This window comes from Kitasatospora sp. NPDC001261, assembly GCF_042896795.1.
Lineage (GTDB): Bacteria > Actinomycetota > Actinomycetes > Streptomycetales > Streptomycetaceae > Kitasatospora.
Genome location: NZ_JBIAXP010000002.1, coordinates 387328 through 409083, shown reverse-complemented (window position 1 = coordinate 409083; position 21756 = coordinate 387328). Strand labels below are relative to the sequence as shown.

Here is a 21756-nt window from a genome sequence, read left to right as displayed (position 1 = left end):
CCGTGACGCACGGCACAGTCGCCGTGACGCGCGGCACAGCGCATACTCCCCGAGCCCTCCCCCGGCGTCCGGGAGATCCGGCCCGGGTTGGGCCGAACGAGCGCCCGTCGGGCATTCGTGTGAAGAGTGCTCCCGGTGGTGCGGGAGAGCCCCCGGGCATCCGGCTGCGGGCGGCTCGCGACGGGCAGTACCCTTGATCGTCCGGCCGCCTGGGCCGACTCCCGACAGCCCGTCAACGGTCCCCGCGCCCGCGGGGGTCGGTGCGGCGACCAGATGAGGTGGCGCATGGTGTTCCCCGCCGGCGGCCGCGGCACCGGGCCCGACGGGCCCGGCCGGGGCGCGGCCCGCAGCGAGGCGCCCACGGTGGTCATGCGCCCCACCCTGACCGGCCGGGCCCTGGTGCCCGCCCAGAGCGGCCCCGTCGAGATACCCGCCCTGGCCTGGTCGGCCGCCGAGTGGGAGGACGCCTACCAGCGGGTCCGGCTGTCCGGCCGCGCCTACGTCTGGCTCAACCTGGTCGAACAGCGGCTGCGCGCCCTCGTCGACGAGGTGCTGCACCCGATCTACGCCCCCGCCCACGGCGAGGACTGGGTCACCGCCGCCGCAGGCCCGGCCGGCGAGGAGTGGGCGCACCGGGCCGGTGCCGTGCGCGAGGTCAGCCGCCGCAAGGGCTACCTGCTCGACCCCGCCGACGACGACCCGCTGGTCTTCCTCACCCTGCCCCAGCTGCGCGAACTGATGGTGCAGCACTGGCCCTGCTTCGAGCCGTACCTCGCCGACCGGCGCGAGATCGAACTGGCGCTGGACGAACTGGAGGTGGCCCGGCACGTCGTCTCCCGCAACCGGGTGCTCACCCAGACCGTGCTGGCCCAGACCGAACGCGCCGCCGCCCGGCTGCTGGCCGTCCTGGACGGCGGCGCCGGCGGGGTGCCCGCCGACGTCGTCGAGTCCCTGGTGGCCGGCCGGTACGCGGACGTCGTCGCCGTCCACGCCGACCGGGTCCGGCTCCAGCGCGACCTGCCCGTCGAGGACCTGCTGGACGGCGCCCGGCGCCTGGACGCGCTCGGCATCGGCCTCGGCATGCTCTGCCAGAACTACACCGGCAAGCGACTGGTGCGGCTGGCCGGCGAAGGCTGCCGGGTCCGGCTGCTCTTCCTCAACCCGGCGAGCAGCGCCGTCCGCCGCCGCGAACGCGAACTCGGCCTCGGGCGCAGCGAGTTGTCCCGCTCCATCGAGATGAACATCATGCACGTACGGCGGGTCCGGGCCCGGCTGCGGGACCAGGGCGGCTTCGAGATCCGGGTCTTCGACGAGACCCCGCGCTTCACCGCCTACCTGGTCGAGGGCCCCCGCACGCCCGGCCAGGCGGGCGGCCGCCGCCAGGGCCGCGACCTCGGCGTCATCCAGCCCTACCTGCGCCGCGCCCGCGGCATGGAGTCCCCGGCCCTGGTGCTGCGCGGCGGCGCCGGCCAGCAGCCCGGCGGCACCGAGCCCGGACTGCTGGAGGTCTACCGCGAGGAGTTCGAGGGCATCTGGGCCGACTCCCGGTCCGTCTCCTAGGCCGGTTGGTCGGGGCGGCGGCGCGGCTGCCAGACTGCGGGCCGTGAACAGCGACCCCGCCTGGAGCCTGCGCCCCGCCACCCCCGACGACCTCGAACCCGTCACGGACCTCAAGGCCCGGGTCATGCGCGCCGACCTGGAACGCCTCGGCCGCTGGGACCCGGCCCGCTCCCGCGAGCGGGTGCGGGCGTCCTTCTCGACCAGGTACACCTCCGTACTCCTGGTCGACCGGGCCTTCGCGGGCTGCGTCACCGTCCGCCCCGACGAGCGGGGCGGACGCCACCTGGAGCTGTTCTACCTGGCCCCGCACCTCCAGGGGCGGGGCCTGGGCTCCGCGGTCCTGCGCCACCTCCTCGCCGAGGCCGACGCCGCCGGAGAACCGTTTCGCCTCGTCGTCCTCCGCGGCAGCGCCGCCCAGCGGCTGTACGAACGCCACGGCTTCACCGTCGTCCACGAGGACCCGGTCGACGTCCACCTGCACCGCCCCGTCGGCGGGACCGGAGTCCGCGAAGCCGAAGCCCGCGCCGAAGTCCACGTCGGGGCACGGCGGCTGACGGCGTAACCGACGGCGTAACTGACGGCGTAACTGGCGGCATAACGATTCCCCCAAACGTCCTGGTCAGGGCCGTGACCCCCGTGGTAGGTGTAGCCCCCGTGAAGATCACGGGGGAGAGCGGGGCCGTACTGCGCCTCGACGACGTACACCGCACCTACGGAACCGGGCCGGAGGCCGTACGGGCACTCAGAGGGGTGGACGTCGAGTTCGCCCGCGGCGGGTTCACCGCCGTCATGGGCCCCTCCGGCTCCGGCAAGAGCACCCTGCTGCAGTGCTGCGCCGGCCTCGACCGGCCCGACAGCGGCCGGGTCACCCTGGACGGGACCGACCTCTCCGGGATGGGCGAGACCGAACTGACGGTGCTGCGCCGCGAACGGATCGGCTTCGTCTTCCAGGCCTTCAACCTGGTCGGCTCGCTCACCGCCGAACAGAACGTCGGCCTGCCGCTGCGGCTGGCCGGCCGCCGACCCGACCCCGCGCAGGTGCGCCAGGCCCTCGCCCAAGTCGGCCTCGGCGAGCGCACCGGACATCTGCCCTCCCAGCTCTCCGGCGGCCAGCAGCAGCGCGTCGCCATCGCCCGCGCCCTGATCACCCGGCCCCGGATGCTGTTCGCCGACGAGCCGACCGGCGCCCTCGACTCCGCCAGCAGCCGGGACGTCCTCGCCCTGCTGCGCGACCTCGTCGACCGCGAGGGCCAGAGCACCGTCATGGTCACCCACGACCCCGTCGCCGCCGGCTACGCCGACCGCGTCCTCTTCCTCGCCGACGGCCGGATCATCGACGACCTGCCCCGCCCCACCGCCCAGCAGGTCGCCGAGCGGATGACCGCCCTGGAGACGGCGGCATGACCTCACCGCTCACCCTGCTGCCCGTCGCCGCCGCGAGCCTGCGCCGCCGCAAGGCCGCCTTCGTCGGCTCCTACGTCGCCCTCACCCTCGGCGTCCTGCTCGTCGCCACCACCGGCAGCCTGCTGAACGAGACCGCCGGCGACGACTCCCCGCTCGGCGCGCCCTCCCTGCACAAGGTGCTCCAGTTCACCGCCGCGATGGCCGCCTTCGTCGCGGTCTTCGTCGTCGCCGGAACCTTCGCCTTCGCCGTCGCCCAGCGCCGCCAGGAGATCGCGATGCTGCGCGCCGTCGGCGCCACACCGCGGCAGATCGTCCAGCTGATCACCGGCGAGGCCGCCGTCGTCGCCCTCGCCGCCGCCGTCAGCGGCTGCCTGCTCTCACTGCCCGGCGCCCCCGCCCTCGCCGCCTGGCTGGCCGCCCGCGGCGCCGCCCCCGACGGGTTCACCGCGCGCCCCGCCGCCGGGCCGATGCTGCTCGCCGCCGCCGTCGGCCTGCTCGTCGCCCTGCTCGGCGCCGTCACCGCCGCCCTGCGGGCCGGCCGGGTGCGCGCCGTCGAGGCGCTCGGCGACGCCGCCGCCGACCGCCGGGTCATGACCCCGCTGCGCTGGACCGGCGCGCTGCTCGGCCTGACCGCCCTGGCCGCCACCGTCGGCTACTACCTGGCCGCGCCCACCCTGCCCGCCGCCCCCGGCGACCAGCCCGCCGACCCGCAACTCGCCTCCCAGTGGGTCCTCGGCGCCGACCTGCTCGCCATCACCGCGCTCGCCCTGTTCGCACCGGCCGTCGTACCGCCGCTGCTGCGGCTGCTCAGCGCCCCGCTCACCCGGGCCGTCGCCGCCGCCCCGCTGCTCGCCCGGCAGAACGCCCTCACCGCCGTGCGCCGCACCGTCTCCACCGCCACCCCGGCCTTCCTCACCATCGCGCTCACCGGCACCGTGATCGGCTCCACCGCCGCCTTCGCCGACGCCATGACCGCCCAGAACCGGGCCACCGCCGCCGCCCGGTACGTGCTGCGCCCCGCCGCCGCCCCGCTGCCCGCCGACGCCGCCCGCCGGCTCACCGCCGCCCGGCCCGACCTGCACGCCACCGCCACCACCGCCACCGTGGTCACCGGCCTCGGCGCCGCCACCGCCGCCTTCGACGACCACGGCGAGGACTCGCCCGCGAGCGTGCCCTCCGCCGCCACCGTCGTCGACGGCGACCTCGCCACCGCCTGGACCCTGCCCGCCGTCGACGGCAGCGCCGCCGACCTGCACGGCGCCACCCTCGCCGCCTCCACCGACCAGGCCCGCGGCCACGGCTGGAAGCTCGGCGACCAGGTCAACCTGCGCCTCGCCGACGGCACCGTCACCAGCCTGCGGCTCGCCCTGGTCTACCGCACCCAGCTCGGCCTGGACGAGGTCCTGCTCAGCGGCGAGGCCGCCGCCGGCCACCTCGCCGACGCCCGCCCCGCCGCCGTCCACCTCGACGCCGAACCGGCCGACCGGCTCGGCGGCACCCTCACCGACGCCCGCGACCCCGGACCCGACCCCGGCGCCCACTACGCCTGGATCGCCACCACCACCATCCTCGGGCCCGCCCTGCTCTACGCGCTGATCGCCATCGTCAACACCATGGTGATGAGCACCGCCGACCGCCGCCGCGACTTCGCCGTCCTGCGGCTGGCCGGGACGGTGCGCCGCCAGGTGACGTGGATGGTCGCCCTGGAGGCCGTCCTGGTCGTCGCCACCGCCGCCCTGCTCGCCCTCGCCGTCACCGCGCTCACCCAGTACGGCACCACCGCGCTGCTCGACCACCGCGTCCTGGCCGGCCAGGCCGCCGTCCCCCTCCGCCTGCCCTGGACCCCGCTCGCCGCGAGCACCCTCCTGTGCCTGCTGCTCGCCGTCGCCTCCAGCGTCCTCCCCACCCGCCTCGCCCTCCCCACCCGGCCCCGCTAGCGCGCCGCCCAACGGCCCTACAGGGCCGGGCGGTTGCCCCTCCCGGAGGCCTCCCGGACCGGCGCGGCGGGCCGTCCGGCGGGCCGCGCCCACGGCTCCCCGCGGGACGGGTTGTCGGTGGGGCGGGTGATGATAGGGGCTGTTTCGAGAGGCAGGACGGAAGGACACACCTGATGAGCTGGTGGCAGCAGCCACTGGTCGGCTTCGACCTGGAGACCACGGGCACCGACCCGGCCGTGGACCGCATCGTCACGGCCGCGCTCGTGGACACCGTCGGGGCCGCCCGGGTGGACGCCGCGCACTGGCTGATCGACCCGGGGGTGCCGATACCCGCCGAGGCGGAGGCGATCCACGGGATCGGGGACGAGGTGGCGCGGAGCAAGGGCAGGCCGGCGAAGGAGGCGGTGGAGGAGATAGCCGCCGCGCTGTGCGAGCGGATCGCCGCCGGGCGGCCGGTCGTGGCGTTCAACGCGCCGTTCGACCTGTCGCTGCTCGACGCCGAGCTGCGCCGGCACGGGCTGGCGACGCTCGCCGAGCGCCTCGGGCGGCCGGTCGGGCCGGTGCTGGACGCGCTGGTGATCGACCGGGCCGTGGACAAGTACCGCAAGGGCTCGCGCACCCTGCAACGGGTCTGCGAGCTGTACGGGGTGGAGCTGACGGATGCCCACGAGGCGGGCAGCGACGCGCTGGCCGCCGTCCGGGTCGCCGTCGCGCTGGCCGGGCGCTACCCGGCCGAGGTGGGGGCGGTGCCGCTCGCGGAACTGCACCGTCGGCAGATCGACTGGTACCGGCAGTGGGCCGAGGGCCTCCAGGCCTGGCTGCGCCGCGGCAAGGACCCGCAGGCGGTGGTCGACCCGCGCTGGCCCGCCCGGTGAGGCCCGCCGGCCGCGTCCCCGACCTCACGGGACGGAGCACCTAGGCCCGCGGTCGGACACCCTCCGGCGGGGGCACGATGGCGGCCTCGGCGGTGTCCGGCGCGAGCGGGTCGTAGCGGACGGTCATCAGCTGTCCGACCCTCGGCGCGAGGTAGGCCTGGATGCGGATCGCGCAGACCAGGCTGCGCTGGACGCCGTCGGGGGTGGTGTAGCCGACGGTGAGCCGGAACTGGGGCTGGGCGTAGCCGCTGGGCTCGCCGGGTTGGACGGCGGTGACGGTGCCGGCGGTGCTCACCCCGTGGGCGGCGAGCCGGTCGGCGACCGTCCGGGCGGCGCGGTACGCGCGGTGCTGCGCGCGGAGCCGGGACTCGGAGTGGACGACCAGCGGCAGGGTGAGCGCCGCCAGGATCACGAGGGCGGGCAGGGCGGGCCGGTACGGTCCGCCGGGGCCGAAGGCCGCGCCGAGCGGCCCGAGCAGCAGGGCGAGGAACAGCACGCCGCCGGGGGGAAGCCGGTTCGGGGCCCCGGCTCCGGGGGAGCGGCCGACCCGGCCCGCCGCCAGCATGCCGGTCAGCCAGCAGAACAGGGCGCCGGCCCAGTACGCCTGGGTGGCGGCCGAGCCGAGGCAGAGCTGCTGGGTGCAGGTCTCCGGCTCCTGGTAGGCGACCACCCCGGCCGCGAACAGCCGGCCGGCCACCGCGCACAGCGCCAGCAGGAGCAGTGCCGCGACCGCCCGGCCGAAGCCCAGGCGCGGTTCCAGGTACGGGAGTTGCTTGCTCGACGGGGGACCGGCAGTCATGCCCGGAGGCTAGTGCGACGGCCGGGGCGGGCGGTACGCGCGCCCGCGGTCCGGTCGGTGAACGAGGGGGAAACTCCGCGGCGGCGGGCCCCGACGGCCCTACGCGGCCGGGAAGTCGAAGGTGTAGCCCTGGGTGACCAGCCAGGGCAGCAGCTGCTTGAGCGCGGCCACGGTCTGGCCGCGGTCGCCGCCCCCGTCGTGCATCAGGACCACGCCGCCGGGCTTGAGCTGCTTCTGCACGGCCGAGACGATCGCCGGCGTCCCCGGGCGGGCCCAGTCGCGCGGGTCGACGGACCAGCCGAGCGAGGACATCCCGAGGCTCGCGGTGATGTGCTCGTTGTCGGCGTTGAAGCCGCCGCCCGGGGCGCGGAACCAGCCGACCTCGGTGCCGGGGCCGCCCGCCTGGAGGATCATGTTCCGGGCGGCGGTGATCTCGTACGCGGCCTTGTCGTGGGGGAGCTTGGCGAAGGGCTGCGGGTGGTGGACGCTGTGGTCGCAGAGCCGGTGTCCGGCGGCCAGGATCCGCTTGACCATGGCGGGGTTGGCGGCGGCGTTCTGGCCGATCTGGCAGAAGGTGGCCTTGGCGTGGTACTGGGCCAGCAGGTCGAGGATCTGGCCGGTGGCGGGGCCGGGGCCGTCGTCGAAGGTGAGTGCGACGGTGCGGCCGCCGGAGGCGGTGGAGCCGATCACGGTGCCCGCCCCGGTGTGCGGGGGCGGCGCGGCGGGCGAGGACGGGTCGCCGGCCGGTGCGGTCGGGGTGGCCGGTGCGGTGGGCGTGGCGGAGAGAGGGGTGCCGGTGGCCGCGGTCGGGTGCGGCTTGGCCGGCGCCGACGGGGAGGAGGGGGAGGAGGGGGAGGCGGCCGGGGAGCCCGCGCCCGGCGGTACGGCGTCGGAGCCGGGGGTCGGCGTGAGGGCGGTCGCCGCCGTCCCGCTCGGCCGGGCGTCGGCCGGGGACGGTGTCCCGGAGGTCGCCGCCGCGCTCGGCGGCTGGAGCGCCCCGCTGGCGGTCCCGCACGCGGCCAGCCCCAGGGCGGCGGCCACCGCGGCACAGCCCGCGAGCAGCCGGCGCCGGGATCGGGACAGTCGGTTCGGGGCGGAGGGGCGGCGGGCGGTCCGGTGCATGGCGGCGGCTCCTGAGGTGCGAGTACGGTGCCGATCTCTCGGGTCAGGATGACTGTCCGATAGGACGCCGATCGTACGTGCACCGGTTGCCGACCGGACCGAACCGCCGTAAGAGTCTTCTCACACTCGCCCCGGTGGCGGCCCCGCGCCGCCGCGGGTACCGGAGGCGCCCGTCAGAACGGGTACCAGCGCACCTCGGTGGCCCCGTCCCGCAGCGAGTCGACCCGGCGCCGGAACTCCTTCAGCGCGGCCGGGTTGCTGGCCGCCTGCTGCGCCACCCAGGAGGCGCTGGCCGTCTCCCGGGCGCCGCGCAGCACCGTGAAGCCCGGCCACTCGCGCACGTCCCAGCCGTACGCCTCGGTGAACGCGCGGTACTCCTCGGCGGGCACGCCGTACCGGTCCTGGCTGAGCGCGAGGACCACCAGGTCGTGCTCGCGCAGGTCGTTCGCCATGAACTCCAGGTCGAGCAGCACCGGCCCGTCCGGGCCGACGTGGATGTTGCGCGGCAGCGCGTCGCCGTGGATCACCCCGGGGTGCAGCCGCGGGACGAGGTCGGGCAGGGCGGCCTCGAAGGCGTCGCGGCGGTGGCGCAGGAAGGCGACGTCCGCCGGGTCGACGTGACCCTCGGCGGAGGCCAGCCAGCGCTCGACCGGGGCCAGCAGGTCGCGCCGGCCGAGCGTGAAGGGCGGCGGTGGCAGCTGGTGCAGGGCGCGCAGCAGCGGGGCGAGGTCGACCGGGCGGGCGGGCCGGACGGCGGGCGCGAGCCGGTGCCAGAAGGTGACGGGGTGGCCGTCGGCCAGCTGCGGCTCGGGCGCCACCGCGTCGTACGGGCGGACCACCGGCACGTCCTGGCCGGCCAGCCAGTGGGCGAGCGCCAGCTCCCGGTGCGCCCGGTCGTACAGCTCGGGACCGCGGCCGACCTTGGCGACCACGGCCGGGTCGCCGAGGTCGAAGACGGCGTTCTCGCCGAGCGCGAGCAGTGTGGCCCCGTCGGGGGCGGCCAGCCCGGCCGACTCGCAGGCCTGGGCGAGGAGCAGCCGGGCGCGGCCCTCGTCGAAGGGGATCATGACTGGGGTTCCCATTCCGCCGACGTTCATCCGGGGGACCCCGGACGGTGATCATCATGACGCACGGACGCCGGGCCCCGCGCGCTGCGGGGCCCGGCACCGGACGCGTCGGGCGGGTGGGACAAGCCGGACAGGTCGGACGGGTCGGGGAGGCCGGGGGCCGGTGGCGGGGGCTCAGACCCCGGCCCGGCGGTGGCGGGCCCCCTCCGTCGGCCCGACGGGTTGGGCGGGCAGGCCCCGGTCGGCGCCGGCCGGCGGGACGGGCTCGCCGTGGGAGAGGTCCGGCAGCCAGTTCAGCCAGCGCGGCAGGTACCAGTTGCGGTCGCCCAGCAGGGTCATCACCGAGGGCAGCAGCACCCCGCGGATCACCGTGGCGTCGATCAGCACCGCGACCGCGAGGCCGACGCCCATCTGCTTCATCACCTGCATGGACAGCGAGCCGAAGACCGAGAACACCGCCACCATGATCACCGCGGCGCTGGTGACCACCCCGGCCGTGGAGCGGATGCCGTCGGCGATCGCGGCCCGGGTCGGCAGGCCGCGGTCGTGGCCCTCCTTGATCCGGGAGACCACGAACACGTGGTAGTCCATCGAGAGCCCGAAGAGGATCACGAAGAGGAACAACGGCACCCAGGACTCCACCGCGCCGACCCCGGCGGTGCCCAGCAGCGAGGCGCCCACGCCGTGCTGGAAGACCAGCGTCAGCACCCCGTACGCGGCGCCGACCGAGAGCAGGTTGAGCACCACGGCGGTGGCCGCGACGACCGGGGAGCGGAAGGTGGTGAGCATCAGCAGGAAGGCGAGGACGACCACGAAGCCGAAGACCAGCGGCATCGAGTCGCCCATCTTCCGGTTGAAGTCGTACGACCCGGCGGTGTCGCCGGTGACCGGGGCCTCGGTGCCGGGCACCGAGAGGACGGTGGCGGGCACCAGCTCCTCGCGCAGGGTCCGCAGGGCGTCGTTGCTGGTGGCGTCGTTGCCGGTGCCGTTGAGCGGGATGTCGACGGTGGCGACGTTCCTGTCGGCGTGCACCGTGACCTCCACCGGTCCGTGCATCCGCCCGCTCGCCAGGGCCTTCGCCTTGAGGTCGGCGATCGCGGCGGTCATCGCGGGGGAGTCGATGTCGGCGGCCTTGATCACGACGGTGGCGGGGGCGGGGCTGCCGGGGAAGGCGGCCTCGATCTTCTGCGAGGCGGCGACCAGGGCGTTGCCCGCGGGCAGCTGCTGCTGGAAGGTCAGCTTGGCGGTGTGCATGGTGAGCAGCGGCACGGCCAGGGCCAGCAGGAAGGCGCCGGCGAGCAGGGTGGCGGCCAGCGGGCGGCGCAGCACCGGGGTCAGCACCGCGTTCCAGAAGCGTCCGCCGGTCCGTGCGGCGTCCGGGCGGCGCAGCTTGGCAAGGAACGGCACCCGGCCCTTCTCGACCCGGTCGCCGAGCATCGACAGCAGCGCGGGCAGCACGGTGAGCGAGCCGAGCACGGCGGTGATCACGACCAGGATGGTGGCGAAGGCCATCGCCTTGAAGGTGGCGATCCCGGTGAGGAACATCCCGGCCATGGCGACCACCACGGTGACGCCGGAGACCAGCACCGCCCGGCCGCTGGTGGCGGCGGCCACGGCCAGCGCGGTGGCGGCGTCGCGCCCGGCGGCCCGCTCCTCGCGTTCGCGGCGCAGGTAGAAGAGGCAGTAGTCGACGCCGACGGCGAGGCCGACCAGCAGCATCACCGAGGAGGCGTCGCCGCTGGTGTGCAGGAAGCCGCTGCCGAGCGCGACCAGTCCGGCGGCCGCGACGAAGGCGGTGAGCGCGAGCACCACCGGCAGCACGGCGGCGACCAGCGCGCCGAAGGCGACCAGCAGGATGCCGAGGGCGAGCGGCACGGCCGTCCACTCGGCGCGGGCGAAGTCGTTCCCGACCTGGTCCCGCATCCACTTGCCGGAGCTGGCGTCGCCGAGCTGGACGACGGTGAGGTCCGGGTGCTGCCTCTGCACACCGGCCACCGCGTCCAGCACCGGCTGGACCTGGTCGGCGGCCTCGGTGCGGTCGCCCTTGAGGGTCAGCGTCACGAGCGCGGAGTGGCCGTCGGCGGAGACCGCCTTGGTGTCGTACGGCGAGCGGACCTCGGCGGCCCGGCCGGTGCCGTTCACGGCGGCGACCACCTGGCCGACGGCGGTGCGGAACTCCGGGTCGTCGGCGGTGCGGGTGGCGCTCTGGACCAGGACGGTCTCGCCGGCCGGGCTCTTCAGCCCGGCCTCGTCGAGGATCCGCGCGGCCCGGGAGACCTGCCCGGGGACCGACTCGGCGTCGGTGATCTTGACGCTGCCGTGGGCGGAGCCGAGCGCGGCGGCCAGGACGACGAAGAGCAGCCAGCCGAACACGGCGGTCTTGCGGTGCCGGGCGCTCCAGGCGCCCATCGCGGCCGCCAGGCCGAGTCTGGACTTCACGGGCTTCACGGTGGTTTCCCCCCTGGGAGAGCGGCGGTCGTCGCCGGACGGGAGCGGCGGGGGCCCTGGGTCGGGGGACCGCCGGTCTGGGGTGCGCCGGCTGCGCTCCGGCGTCCCGATCGACAGTAGGGAAGCCGGTCCTGACGGGTAATCCGGCTGGCGGGTGGCCGTTTCCTGGTGCTTCCTTCGGGGCCCGGGTGGGGTTTTCCCTACCCTCCGACCCCGAGATCTCCTCCTGGGGGGTAGGGGATGCTCCTCCACCCTGAGGGGGAGATGACTCCACCCGGAGCACGAGGTCAGGAGGGGTGCGTCCGGGAGAGACTGGGCCGGGGCCGCTTCGGGCGGCCCGACGGGGGTTGAAGCACACGGGGGCTCCTTGCCGGGCGGCAAGCAAGTACTCGTAGGATGATGCCCCAAACCTACTTACCTGCCGACCGGCAAGGGAGTGCCCTCGGCACTCCCCGCGCCGGTCCTGCCGTCGCCCAGCGTCCCGTCCCCCAAGGGCTGCGGTGAACCATGCCCAGGAGGCACACGAGCATGTTCCACCGACTAGGACAATTCGTCGTACGCCGCCCCTGGTGGGTGATCGGCGCATGGCTGATCGCCGCGGTCGCGATCGTCGCGACCGCCCCGCCGCTGAAGGCGAACACCGACGAGGCCGCCTTCCTGCCCAAGCACTACGAGTCCATCCAGGCCGCCGAGCTCCAGCAGAAGGCCTTCCCGTCCAACATCTCGCCCTCCGCGCTGCTGCTCTTCGAGCGCACCGACGGCGGCAAGCTGGACGAGGGCGACGCGGCGACCATGGCCAAGGTCACCCAGGGGCTGGCCGACAAGAAGATCCCGCTGGTCGAGCTGGTCGTCCCGGTCTCTCCGGCGTCCTACTCCCAGGACCACAAGTACGCGATGTCGATGGTCTCCATCGACAAGACCAAGATGCAGTCGGACGAGTTCACCGACGCCGCGAAGAAGCTCCGCGACGAGGGCACCGCGCTCGCCTCCGGCAGCACCCTGAAGTTCCAGGTCGGCGGCCCGGCCGCGATGAACCTGGACCAGAAGGACGCCGGCAAGACGGCCGGCATGCTCATCGGCCTCGGCACGGTCGTGATCATCCTGCTCACGCTCGGGATCATCTTCCGCAGCCCGATCATCGCGCTGCTGCCGATCCTCTCGGTGATCATCTACTCGATGGTCGCCAACGGCCTGATCGCGGACGCCAGCAAGCTGTTCGGGCTCAAGGCCGACAACTCGATGGAACAGATCCTCACCGTCGTGCTCTACGGCGTCGGTACCGACTACTTCCTGTTCCTGATGTTCCGCTACCGCGAGCGGCTGCGGGCCGGTGACGACCGCAAGCAGGCCGTCGCCAACGCCGTCGGCCGGGTCGGCGAGGCGATCGCCTCCGCCGCCGGTGCCGTCGTGGTCGCCTTCGCCGTGCTCGTCCTGTCCAGCCTCGGCATGTTCAAGGCGCTCGGCCCGTCGCTGGCCATCGCGGTGGCCGTCACGGCGATCGCCTCGGTCACCCTGGTGCCCGCGATCCTCTGCCTGATCCCCGAGAAGGTCCTGTTCTGGCCCTCCAAGGCCTGGCAGCGCGAGCCGTCCAACGCCCGCTTCGCCGCGATGGGCCGCAGCGTCGGCCGCCGCCCGGGCGCCGCCGCCCTGCTCTCCGGCCTGGTGATGGCCGGCCTCGCGGTCGCCGCGCTCGGCTACCAGGGCACCTTCGACATGGCCGGCAGCTCGATGCCGAAGACCAAGGAGTCGATGGTCGTCCAGGACACCATGATCAAGGCCTACTCGGCCGGTGCCGCCGACCCCGCGCACATCTACCTGACCAGCCAGAACGGCAACAAGATCGACGTCGCCGGCCTCAAGGGCTACGTGGCGGACCTGGGCAAGGTGGACGGCGTCTCCAGCGCGGCCCTGCCGGACCCGGAGCACGGGGTCAGCAAGGACGGGCTCACCGCCGACATCACCGTCGTCCTCAAGGACGAGGCGGCCAGCAACAAGGCCATCGACACCATCGGCGAGGTCCGCAAGGTCGCCCACGACCACGCGCCCGCCGGCACCAAGGCCTACGTCGCCGGCACCACCTCCGTGTACAAGGACATCAACACGGCGATGGCCCACGACTACAGCCTGGTCTTCCCGATAGCCGCCGTCCTGATCATGGTGATCCTCGGACTGCTGCTGCGCAGCGTGGTCGCCCCCTGGTACCTGATGGCCTCGGTCGGCCTCGGCTTCGGCGCCACCCTCGGCGCCACCACCCTGCTGTTCCAGAACATCAAGGGCGAGCAGGGCCTGATGTTCATGCTGCCGATCCTGATCTACCTGTTCGTGGTCGCGCTCGGCACCGACTACAACATCCTGATGATCGCCCGACTGCGCGAGGAGGCCCAGGAGGGCCGCAGCCCCCGCGAGGCGGCGAGCCAGGCGATCAGGCACGCCGGCCCGACGGTGGCCGCCGCCGGGTTCATCCTGGCCGCGACCTTCGCCACCATGCTGCTGGCCGGCAACACGATGATGAGCGAGATGGGCTTCTCGATCGCCATCGGCATCCTCATCGCGGCCTTCGTGATGGCGATGTTCTTCACCCCGGCGCTCACCGCGCTGCTCGGCCACCGCGCCTGGTGGCCCGGCCACGCGGACGCCCCGGGCCACGGCCACGGCCACGGTCACGGCGAGGGCCCGGCCCCGGTGGCCGGCGCCCACGGGATGCCGGAGCCGGCCGGCCGGCGCTGAGCCGACCGGGTCGGTGTGAACGGTGCCCTGACCCGGCCCTGACCGGGTCGGTACGAACAGGCGGCGCCCCGCTACGGCGGGGCGCCGCTGCCCCGTTTCCGAGGCCACCAAACGTGATCTCCTGGGCGGGAAAATCCCCGGTCAACCCCCGTGCCACCGTGCTACAGTCGAAGCAGTTGCAGTTTTGGTTCCCATGAACGTGGTGTGCGCCTGCTGGTACCAACCGACAGGCGCATTTGTTTTGTCCGGTGTTTCAGTCTCCGGATGGGGATCGCGGCTACCACGGGGATCCACGAGGTGTGGATCCCTGATGCCCCCAGGATTTAGAGGAGACGGTTATGGCTACCGGCACCGTGAAGTGGTTCAACAGCGAGAAGGGCTTCGGCTTCATCGAGCAGGATGGTGGCGGCGCCGACGTGTTCGCCCACTACTCGAACATCGTTGCCCAGGGCTTCCGTGAGCTGTTCGAGGGCCAGAAGGTCGAGTTCGACGTCACCCAGGGCCAGAAGGGCCCGCAGGCCGAGAACATCCAGATCATCGGCTGACGTCAGCCTCCACGCTGACTCGCGATCATCGCGAAGCGGGGGCCCGCACCGCACGGTGCGGGCCCCCGCTCATGCCGCCGTACGGCCGGGGCGGCGCACTCCATGCATCCGACGGCCGACTCCAGCCCGCAGCCCGGGCTGTAGACCGACGGACGGAGAATCCGTGACCACCCCTGCCCGCTCGCCGCGCGACCGCGGCCCCCGCACCACCGACCAGGCCCGCCGCACCGCCGGCGGCGACCGCCCGCGCAAGCCGCGCGGCCGCAGCGGCGCCCCCAAGCAGGCCCGCCCCGCCGCCGCCCCCGAGGCCACCGACTTCACCGTGGTCCAGGGCACCCCGGCCCGGCCCCCGGCGGCGTCCTTCGCCGAGCTGGAGATGCCCAAGGCGATCCTCTCCGCGCTCGGCCGCCAGGGCGTCACCGAGCCCTTCCCGATCCAGGCCGCCACGCTGCCCGACTCGATCGCCGGGCGCGACGTCCTCGGCCGCGGCCGTACCGGCTCCGGCAAGACCCTGGCCTTCGGCCTCCCGCTGCTCGCCCGCACCGCCGGGCGCCGCGCCGACGCCCGGTACCCGCTGGCGCTCGTCCTGGTGCCGACCCGCGAGCTGGCCCAGCAGGTCACCGAGGCGCTCACCCCGTACGCGACCGCCGTCAACCTGCGGATCACCACCGTCGTCGGCGGCATGTCGATCAACAAGCAGGCCAACGCGGTGCGCCGCGGCACCGAGGTCCTGGTGGCCACCCCGGGCCGGCTGGACGACCTGATCGGGCGCGGCGACGTCAACCTCTCCGACGTCGCGATCACCGTCCTCGACGAGGCCGACCAGATGGCCGACATGGGCTTCCTGCCGCAGGTCAGCAAGCTGCTGGAGCAGGTCGCCGAGGGCGGGCAGCGGATGCTGTTCTCCGCCACCCTGGACCGCAACGTCGACCGGCTGGTCAAGCGCTTCCTGACCGACCCGGTGACCCACTCGGTCGACCCCTCGGCCGGCGCGGTCACCACCATGGACCACCACGTCCTCCAGCTGGAGCAGGCCGACAAGGCCTCCGCCACCGCGCACATCGCCTCCCGCGACGGCCGCGTGATCATGTTCGTGCACACCAAGCACGGCGCCGACCGGCTGGCCAAGCAGCTGCTCGCCAACGGCGTGAAGGCCGCCGCGCTGCACGGCGGCAAGTCCCAGCCGCAGCGCAACCGGGTCCTGGACCAGTTCCGGGACGGCCACGTCACCGCGCTCATCGCGACCAACGTCGCCGCCCGCGGCATCCACATCGACGGCCTGGACCTGGTCGTCAACGTCGACCCGCCGGTCGACCACAAGGACTACCTGCACCGCGGCGGACGCACCGCCCGGGCCGGCGAGTCCGGGACGGTCGTCACCCTGGTGCTGCCCGAGCAGCGCCGCGAGGTCAACCGGCTGATGACGACGGCCGGCATCCGCCCGACCGTCACCAAGATCCGCCCGGGCGACGCCGACCTCACCCGGATCACCGGCGCCCGCACCCCCAGCGGCGTGGCCGTGACGCTGGCCGTACCGGTCACCGCCGACCAGGCCGCCGGGGCCAAGGGCGGCGCCGACAAGCCCGCCGGGGCCAAGTCCGGCACCCCCCGCCGCCGGCCCGGCAAGCGCTCCGCGCTGCCCGCCGACGTCGACATGAACGGCAACCCGCGCCGCCCCCGCCCCAAGCAGCGCATCGGCGGCGCCGCCCAGGGCGAGCGCCCGCAGGCGGCCGGCTTCATCGGCCGCTCCTCGGGCCGCGCCAAGCCCGGCAGCGGCACCAAGTCCGGCTCCAACTACGGCACCGGCCGCCAGCGCCGCAAGGCCGACTGACGGCCGTCCCGGCCGCGCCGTACGGGCCCCGCACACCCCCTCGCAGCAGGGGGCGTGCGGGGCCTCCGGCTTTTCCGGGACCGGCGCCGTGCCGTGCCCCCGGCGAAACTGCCGCCCGGACCGACCGCCCAGCTCAGCCCCGGCGCACCCGGCAGCTGCCGGTGCCCTGCCGGTTGACGGCCGACCGCGCACCCCCGAGTCTCTGACGCGGCCCACACATCCGACGCCCCGTCACCACGGAGGCGCGGATGGTGAGTCCACGTGATCCCCCCACTCGGAAGGACGACCGTCCCATGCGCCGAACCTCCGCCCTGCTGACCACCGCCCTGCTCGCCGGGGCCGCCGCCCTGGCCGCCCCGGCCACCTCCGCCCAGGCCGCGCCGGCCTGCGGCGCCTGGGCCTCCGCCTGGAACGCCGTCGGCAGCTGTACCGGCCTCGACCCGATGCAGACCTGGACCGTGACCGCCAACTGCCTCTACTGGAACTCCAACCACACCGTGCAGTTCTCCCGCCCCGCCATCGGCGGCATCGCGATCGGCGACGGCACCATGTCCGCGTCCTGCGGCATCGGCGACAGCGTCCAGTTCCCGCGCGTCGTCCTCGGCGCCGTCCCGCCGGCCGGCCCGACCGGCCAGATCTCCGGCTACGCGAGCAAGTGCGTCGACGTGAAGGGCGCCAACGTCGGCAACGGCACCGCCGTCCAGATCTACGACTGCAACGGCTCCGTCGCGCAGAAGTGGCGGATCGGCGTCGACGGCACGATCCGCGCCCTCGGCAAGTGCATGGACGTCTCCGGCGGCAACACCGGCAACGGCACCAAGGTCCAGATCTACGACTGCAACGGCAGCGGCGCCCAGCAGTGGCAGGCCCGCCCCGACGGCTCGCTCCTCAACCCGCAGTCCGGCCGCTGCCTGGACGACCTCGGCTTCTCCACCGACAACGGCAACCAGCTCGGTATCTGGGACTGCAACGGCGCCGCCAACCAGAAGTGGAACCTCCCGGCCTGACGCCCGAGCCGGCCAGGGCGTACGGCCCGTCCGTGCGCGCTGCCGGTGCTCCTGGCCGCCGTCACTCGCCCGAGTGACGGCGGCTTGAGTCGTGCATGGCGTTTGCAACACGCTGCTGCTCGTGTGCCGGACGAGGTGGAGGTGACGCATGGCCGACAGCGCCGCGGATCCCGAGGCGATCGCCGAGTACTACGAGACGCACGAGCTGACCGAGGACGAGATCATGAGCGCCGAGCCGGGCGAGCCGGTGGCGGCCGAGTCGGTGATGATCACCACCTCGCTGCGGCTGCCCAAGCCGGTGATGGACGAGGTCCGGCGCCGGGCGCGGGAGCGGGGGCTGAAGCCGACGGCGATCATGAGGGAGTGGATCGAGGCCGCCATCGCGGACGTGGACGAGCCGGTGCCGCTCAGTGTGATCACCGCGGCGGTGGCGGAGTACCAGCACCGTCGGGCGTCGTGAGGGTCAGGCGGTGAGGGCCGGGGTGGTGTCCGCGGCGTGGCGGGCCTGGTCGTAGCGGCGGAGGAGGAGGGCCGCCAGTTCGGGGGACGGGCCGAGGACGTCGGCCACGAGGTCCGCGCCCGCGTCCTCGGCGGCGGCCGCGATGCGGTCGGGGAGGAGGCCGGGGGCGAGCAGGTAGGGGGCGACGGCGGTGCGTTCGGCGCCGGCGGTGCGCAGGGCGGCGAGGGCGTCGGGGACGCGGGGGCCGGCGGCGGAGGCGTAGGCGACCTCGACGGCGGCCCAGCCGCGGGTGCGGCGCCACTCGGCGGCGACGGCACGGGTCGCGGCGTCGGCGGCCGGGTCGGAGGAGCCGGCGGCGGCCAGGACGACGCCGGTACGGGCCCGGGCGGCGGGTGAGCCGACCGAGAGGCCGGCCTCGGCGAGGCGGCGGTCCAGGGCGGCGAGCAGCAGGGGGGAGGGGCCGAGCACGTCGGCGACCGGCAGCCGGGAGCCGGCGGCGCGCAGGGCGGCCGGGATGTCGTGCTTGGCGTGGAAGGCCCGGTTGAGCAGCAGCGGCACCGCCACCGCGTCCGCGAGCCGTCCGACCACCTGGGGGATCCGCGGCGCGCAGTGGTCCAGGTAGGCGGTGGCGACCTCGGTGCCGGGCCGCTGGGCCCGCACCTCCTCCACGAGCGCGGCCACCGTCGCGGCGTGGCGCGGGTCGCGGCTGCCGTGGGCGATCAGGAGGAGGGCGGGCATCAGCGCTGCCTCACTTGCCGGTGGCCAGCAGGCCGCGGTTGCGCAGCACCCGGCGTTCGACGGGGGTGAAGACGAGGAGTTCGATGGCGATGCCGACGAAGAGGATGAGGATGATGCCGAGCAGGACGCCGGACATGTCGGAGAACTCGCGCTGGTCCTCCAGGAAGCGGCCGAGGCCGCGGCCCAGGTCGGGGGAGGAGGCGACGAGTTCGGCGGCCATCAGGGAGCGCCAGGAGAAGGCCCAGCCCTGCTTGAGGCCGGCGAGGTAGCCGGGCAGGGCGGCGGGGATGAGGACGTGCCGGGCGCCGGTGAGGCCGGTGGCGCCGAGGGTGCGTCCGGCCCGCAGGAACAGCGGGGGGACCTGGTCGATGCCGGCGACCAGGCCGTTGGCGATGGAGGGGACGGCGCCGAGCAGGATGACGGCGTACATCATCGAGTCGTTGATGCCGAGCCAGATGACGGCGGCGGGCACCCAGGCGACCGAGGGCAGCGACTGCAGGCCCTGCAGGACGGGCCCGATGGCGGTGCGCACCGGTCTGATGCGGGCGACGACGAGGCCGATCGGGGTGCCGATCACCACGGCGAGGAGGAAGCCGGACAGGCCGCGCCAGACGCTGGTCCAGATGATCGAGAACAGCGTGCCCTGGTACCAGAGGTCCTGGGCGGAGCGCCACACGTCGGCGGGGCTGGGCAGCTTGTAGGAGGAGGTGAGCTCCAGGCTGTACGCGCCCTGCCAGAGCGCGAGCACGACGAGCACGCCGATGAGCGGCGGCAGGGCCTTGCTGCGCAGGGCCTCGCCGAGGGAGCCGCGCTGTGCGGTGACGGCGTCGAGGGCGTCCAGGCCGGCGCCGACGCCCGCGGTGTCGGCGGTCCTGTCGTTCCGGTCGTGCTTGTCGTTCCTGTCGTTCTTGTCCAGGACGGGGGTGGTGTCAGTGCTGGCCATGGCGACGGATCTCCCCACGCAGTTCTTCGGTGATCTCGATGGACAGGTCGGCGACGCCGGCGGACTCGATGCGGCGCGGCTGGGGCAGGTCGATGTGCCATTCGCGGGCGACCCGGCCGGGGCGGGAGGAGAGCAGGACGACCCGCTGGGCGAGGCGGACGGCCTCGCGGACGTTGTGGGTGACGAACAGGACGGTCAGCTGCCGTTCGGCCCAGATCCGGGTGATCTCGTCGTGGAGGACGTCGCGGGTGATGGCGTCGAGGGCGGCGAAGGGCTCGTCCATGAGCAGGACCTTGCTGCCCTGGGCGAGGGCGCGGGCCATGGCGACGCGCTGGCGCATGCCGCCGGACAGCTCGTGGACGCGCTTGCCGTACGCGCCGTCCAGGCGGACGAGTTCGAGCAGCCGCTCGGCTTCGGCGCGGCGCTCGGGGCGGGCGACGCCGGCCAGCTTGAGGGCGAGTTCGATGTTCCTGCCGGCGGTGAGCCAGGGGAAGAGCGCGTGCTCCTGGAACATCAGCGCGGGGCGGCCGCCGGGCACCTCGATGCCGCCGGCGGTGGGCCGGTCGAGGCCGGCGACGAGGTTGAGCAGGGTGGACTTGCCGCAGCCGGAGGCGCCGAGCAGGGTGACGAACTCGCCGGGGGCGACGTCGAGGGTGATGTCGTCCAGGACGTGGGTCTGGGCGCCGGGGCGGCCGAAGGACTTGTGCACGTGCGAGATCCGGACGGCGGGCGCACCGCCGTGGGCGTCGGCGCCGGGGGCGTCCGCCGAGGTGGTCAGTGCCGGGGTCATCCGGGCACCTCCTGGATGAGTGGTCTGGCGAGGTCGGGGCCGTGGCCCGGGCCCCGCCCGTCCCGGTGGGCATCGATCGGGGATCGACCGGGCGGGCGGGGGCCGGACCGCGGAGTCGTGACGAACGGCCTTGCTGCGGGCGCTACTTGGCGCCGAGTCCGGCGTCCGCGACGGCGGGCCGGCCCTCCGCGGCGAGGACCTTGTTCAGCAGGGTGAGGTCGTAGATGCCGTTCAGGTTGGGCTTCTTGAGGAGCCCGGCGGTGACGGCGTGGTCGGCCTCGGCCTGGAGGGTGTTCGCCAGCGGGTCGTCCAGGAAGTCGATGTCGGCCCAGGCCGGGTCGAGGATGGCGGGCTCCAGGGAGTTGCCGGCCTCCTTCTTGATCGCCTCGTTGGCGTCGGCCTTGGCCTTGTCGGAGTTGTCCTTGATGAAGGCGTTGGTCTTCACCGAGCCGCGCAGCACGGCCTCCACCACGTCCGGGTGCTCCGTGAGGAACTTCTGCGAGACGATGATGTTGGTGATCACGAACTTCTTGTCGGGCCAGACGTCCTTCTCGTTGAGCAGGACCTTCGCGCCGAGCGTGACCAGCTTGGAGGCGGTGGGCTCGGGCACCCAGGCGGCGTCGATGGAGCCGGACTTGTACGCGTCGGGGGTGACCTTGTTGTCGGTGCGCACGACCGAGACGTCGCCGGCGCCGGTGGCCGCGTCGACCTTGTAGCCCTTGCCCGCCAGGTAGTTGAGCAGGGCGACGTCCTGGGTGTTGCCGAGCTGCGGGGTGGCGATCTTCTTGCCCTTGAGGTCGTCCAGGGTGGCGATCTTCTCCGGGTTGGCGACCAGCTTGACGCCGCCGGAGGCCGAACCGCCGATGATCTTCAGGGACTTGCCGTCGGACTTGGTGTAGCCGTTGATCGCGGGGGAGGGGCCGATCCAGCCGATGTCGATGGAGCCGGCGTTCAGCGCCTCGATCTCGGCCGGGCCGGCGTTGAAGACCTGGGTCTTGACCTGGGTGGCGCCGAGCTCCTTCTGGAAGAAGCCCTCCTGGAGGCCGACCAGCGGGGTGCCGTGGGTGAGGTTGGCGAAGTAGCCGATCTTCACCGTGTCCGCGGACAGCTTCGCGCCGGAACTCCCGGCGGTGGCAGCGGTGTTGGCCTTGGCGTCGGAGGACTTGTCGTCCGCCTTGGAGCCGTAGCTGCAGGACGACAGCAGGGCCGCCACGGTCAGGCCGGCCGCGGCGGCGGCCGCGGAGCGTCTGATCCGCCCGGCGTCGGGGCGGGTGCGGGTATGCGGGAGGGCCGGGTTCGGTGCCATGGCGAGAGTCCTGTTCGCGGACGGACCGTCAGGAGGCGGTCTCGGACGGACGGTTGGAAGGTGGTGCGCGCGGCAGCGGTGTGCCGGGGGCAAGCCGGGCGGCTGTGGGGGGAGACAGCCCGGTGACAGGGCGTTCTCAGCCCCGTCGGCCCGCACATCGGGTCAGGCCGCCCTGGCCGCTGCCGAGGACGCCGCTG

General features: G+C 74.2%; 18 protein-coding genes. 10 read left to right on the top strand and 8 right to left on the bottom strand.

The window, feature by feature from the left end; all coding sequences use genetic code 11:
* Positions 1-285 precede the first annotated feature (285 nt).
* The 5 genes from ACFY4B_RS04850 to ACFY4B_RS04830 all read left to right on the top strand — a co-directional run bounded on the left by ACFY4B_RS04850 (position 286) and on the right by ACFY4B_RS04830 (position 5776).
* Complete coding sequence (locus tag ACFY4B_RS04850; RefSeq protein WP_063780326.1) at positions 286-1560, top strand: SAV2148 family HEPN domain-containing protein; 1275 nt, start codon at positions 286-288, stop codon at positions 1558-1560.
* Positions 1561-1603: 43 nt separating this feature from the next.
* On the top strand, positions 1604-2122 hold the full coding sequence (locus ACFY4B_RS04845) for a GNAT family N-acetyltransferase (protein ID WP_387966468.1): 519 nt from the start codon (positions 1604-1606) through the stop codon (positions 2120-2122).
* Between the two features lie 98 nt (positions 2123-2220).
* Positions 2221-2964 carry an ABC transporter ATP-binding protein gene (locus ACFY4B_RS04840; RefSeq protein ID WP_387966512.1) on the top strand — a complete coding sequence of 248 codons (744 nt, stop codon included), beginning with the start codon at positions 2221-2223 and terminating at the stop codon, positions 2962-2964.
* Positions 2961-4901: an FtsX-like permease family protein gene (locus ACFY4B_RS04835; protein WP_387966467.1), complete on the top strand. Its 1941-nt coding sequence runs from the start codon at positions 2961-2963 to the stop codon at positions 4899-4901. The genes ACFY4B_RS04840 and ACFY4B_RS04835 overlap by 4 nt, the downstream gene beginning before the upstream one ends.
* A 173-nt stretch (positions 4902-5074) precedes the next feature.
* Entirely contained in the window at positions 5075-5776 is a 702-nt protein-coding gene (locus ACFY4B_RS04830; RefSeq protein WP_049659490.1) for an exonuclease domain-containing protein, read from the top strand.
* A 40-nt stretch (positions 5777-5816) separates the two neighbouring features.
* On the opposite strand, the gene ACFY4B_RS04825 is transcribed toward ACFY4B_RS04830, so the two are convergent.
* The 4 genes from ACFY4B_RS04825 to ACFY4B_RS04810 all read right to left on the bottom strand — a co-directional run bounded on the left by ACFY4B_RS04825 (position 5817) and on the right by ACFY4B_RS04810 (position 11173).
* Positions 5817-6575, bottom strand: coding sequence for a DUF3592 domain-containing protein (locus ACFY4B_RS04825; protein ID WP_049659488.1), 759 nt, complete (start codon positions 6573-6575; stop codon positions 5817-5819).
* A gap of 99 nt (positions 6576-6674) precedes the next feature.
* The gene (locus tag ACFY4B_RS04820) at positions 6675-7697 is read right to left on the bottom strand and encodes a polysaccharide deacetylase family protein (protein ID WP_387966466.1); all 1023 of its coding nucleotides are present in this window, start codon (positions 7695-7697) and stop codon (positions 6675-6677) included.
* Positions 7698-7870: 173 nt separating this feature from the next.
* On the bottom strand, positions 7871-8779 hold the full coding sequence (locus ACFY4B_RS04815; RefSeq protein WP_234348599.1) for a phosphotransferase enzyme family protein: 909 nt from the start codon (positions 8777-8779) through the stop codon (positions 7871-7873).
* Between the two features lie 159 nt (positions 8780-8938).
* Positions 8939-11173, bottom strand: a complete 2235-nt coding sequence (locus ACFY4B_RS04810; RefSeq protein WP_107086578.1) for an MMPL family transporter — start codon at positions 11171-11173, stop codon at positions 8939-8941.
* 567 nt (positions 11174-11740) lie between these two features.
* On the opposite strand from ACFY4B_RS04810, the gene ACFY4B_RS04805 reads away from it, so the two are divergent.
* The 5 genes from ACFY4B_RS04805 to ACFY4B_RS04785 all read left to right on the top strand — a co-directional run bounded on the left by ACFY4B_RS04805 (position 11741) and on the right by ACFY4B_RS04785 (position 17782).
* Positions 11741-13939 carry an MMPL family transporter gene (locus ACFY4B_RS04805; protein ID WP_380738717.1) on the top strand — a complete coding sequence of 733 codons (2199 nt, stop codon included), beginning with the start codon at positions 11741-11743 and terminating at the stop codon, positions 13937-13939.
* Positions 13940-14277: 338 nt separating this feature from the next.
* A complete protein-coding gene (locus tag ACFY4B_RS04800; RefSeq protein ID WP_049657493.1) occupies positions 14278-14484 on the top strand; it encodes a cold-shock protein in 207 nt (68 codons plus the stop codon).
* Between the two features lie 163 nt (positions 14485-14647).
* Positions 14648-16315 carry a DEAD/DEAH box helicase gene (locus ACFY4B_RS04795; RefSeq protein ID WP_074001000.1) on the top strand — a complete coding sequence of 556 codons (1668 nt, stop codon included), beginning with the start codon at positions 14648-14650 and terminating at the stop codon, positions 16313-16315.
* A gap of 293 nt (positions 16316-16608) precedes the next feature.
* The gene (locus ACFY4B_RS04790) at positions 16609-17322 is read left to right on the top strand and encodes a ricin-type beta-trefoil lectin domain protein (protein ID WP_053112563.1); all 714 of its coding nucleotides are present in this window, start codon (positions 16609-16611) and stop codon (positions 17320-17322) included.
* Positions 17323-17470: 148 nt separating this feature from the next.
* Positions 17471-17782 carry a hypothetical protein gene (locus ACFY4B_RS04785; protein WP_117487358.1) on the top strand — a complete coding sequence of 104 codons (312 nt, stop codon included), beginning with the start codon at positions 17471-17473 and terminating at the stop codon, positions 17780-17782.
* Between the two features lie 3 nt (positions 17783-17785).
* Here the strand turns inward: ACFY4B_RS04785 and ACFY4B_RS04780 are convergent, their stop codons facing one another.
* The 4 genes from ACFY4B_RS04780 to ACFY4B_RS04765 all read right to left on the bottom strand — a co-directional run bounded on the left by ACFY4B_RS04780 (position 17786) and on the right by ACFY4B_RS04765 (position 21559).
* Positions 17786-18520, bottom strand: a complete 735-nt coding sequence (locus tag ACFY4B_RS04780; protein WP_387966465.1) for a sirohydrochlorin chelatase — start codon at positions 18518-18520, stop codon at positions 17786-17788.
* A gap of 10 nt (positions 18521-18530) precedes the next feature.
* A complete protein-coding gene (locus tag ACFY4B_RS04775) occupies positions 18531-19463 on the bottom strand; it encodes an ABC transporter permease (RefSeq protein ID WP_074001002.1) in 933 nt (310 codons plus the stop codon).
* Positions 19450-20253, bottom strand: coding sequence for an ABC transporter ATP-binding protein (locus ACFY4B_RS04770; RefSeq protein WP_049655033.1), 804 nt, complete (start codon positions 20251-20253; stop codon positions 19450-19452). Before ACFY4B_RS04770 ends, ACFY4B_RS04775 begins: the two co-directional genes overlap by 14 nt.
* A 142-nt stretch (positions 20254-20395) precedes the next feature.
* Complete coding sequence (locus tag ACFY4B_RS04765; RefSeq protein WP_049655034.1) at positions 20396-21559, bottom strand: aliphatic sulfonate ABC transporter substrate-binding protein; 1164 nt, start codon at positions 21557-21559, stop codon at positions 20396-20398.
* Between the last annotated feature and the right edge of the window lie 197 nt (positions 21560-21756).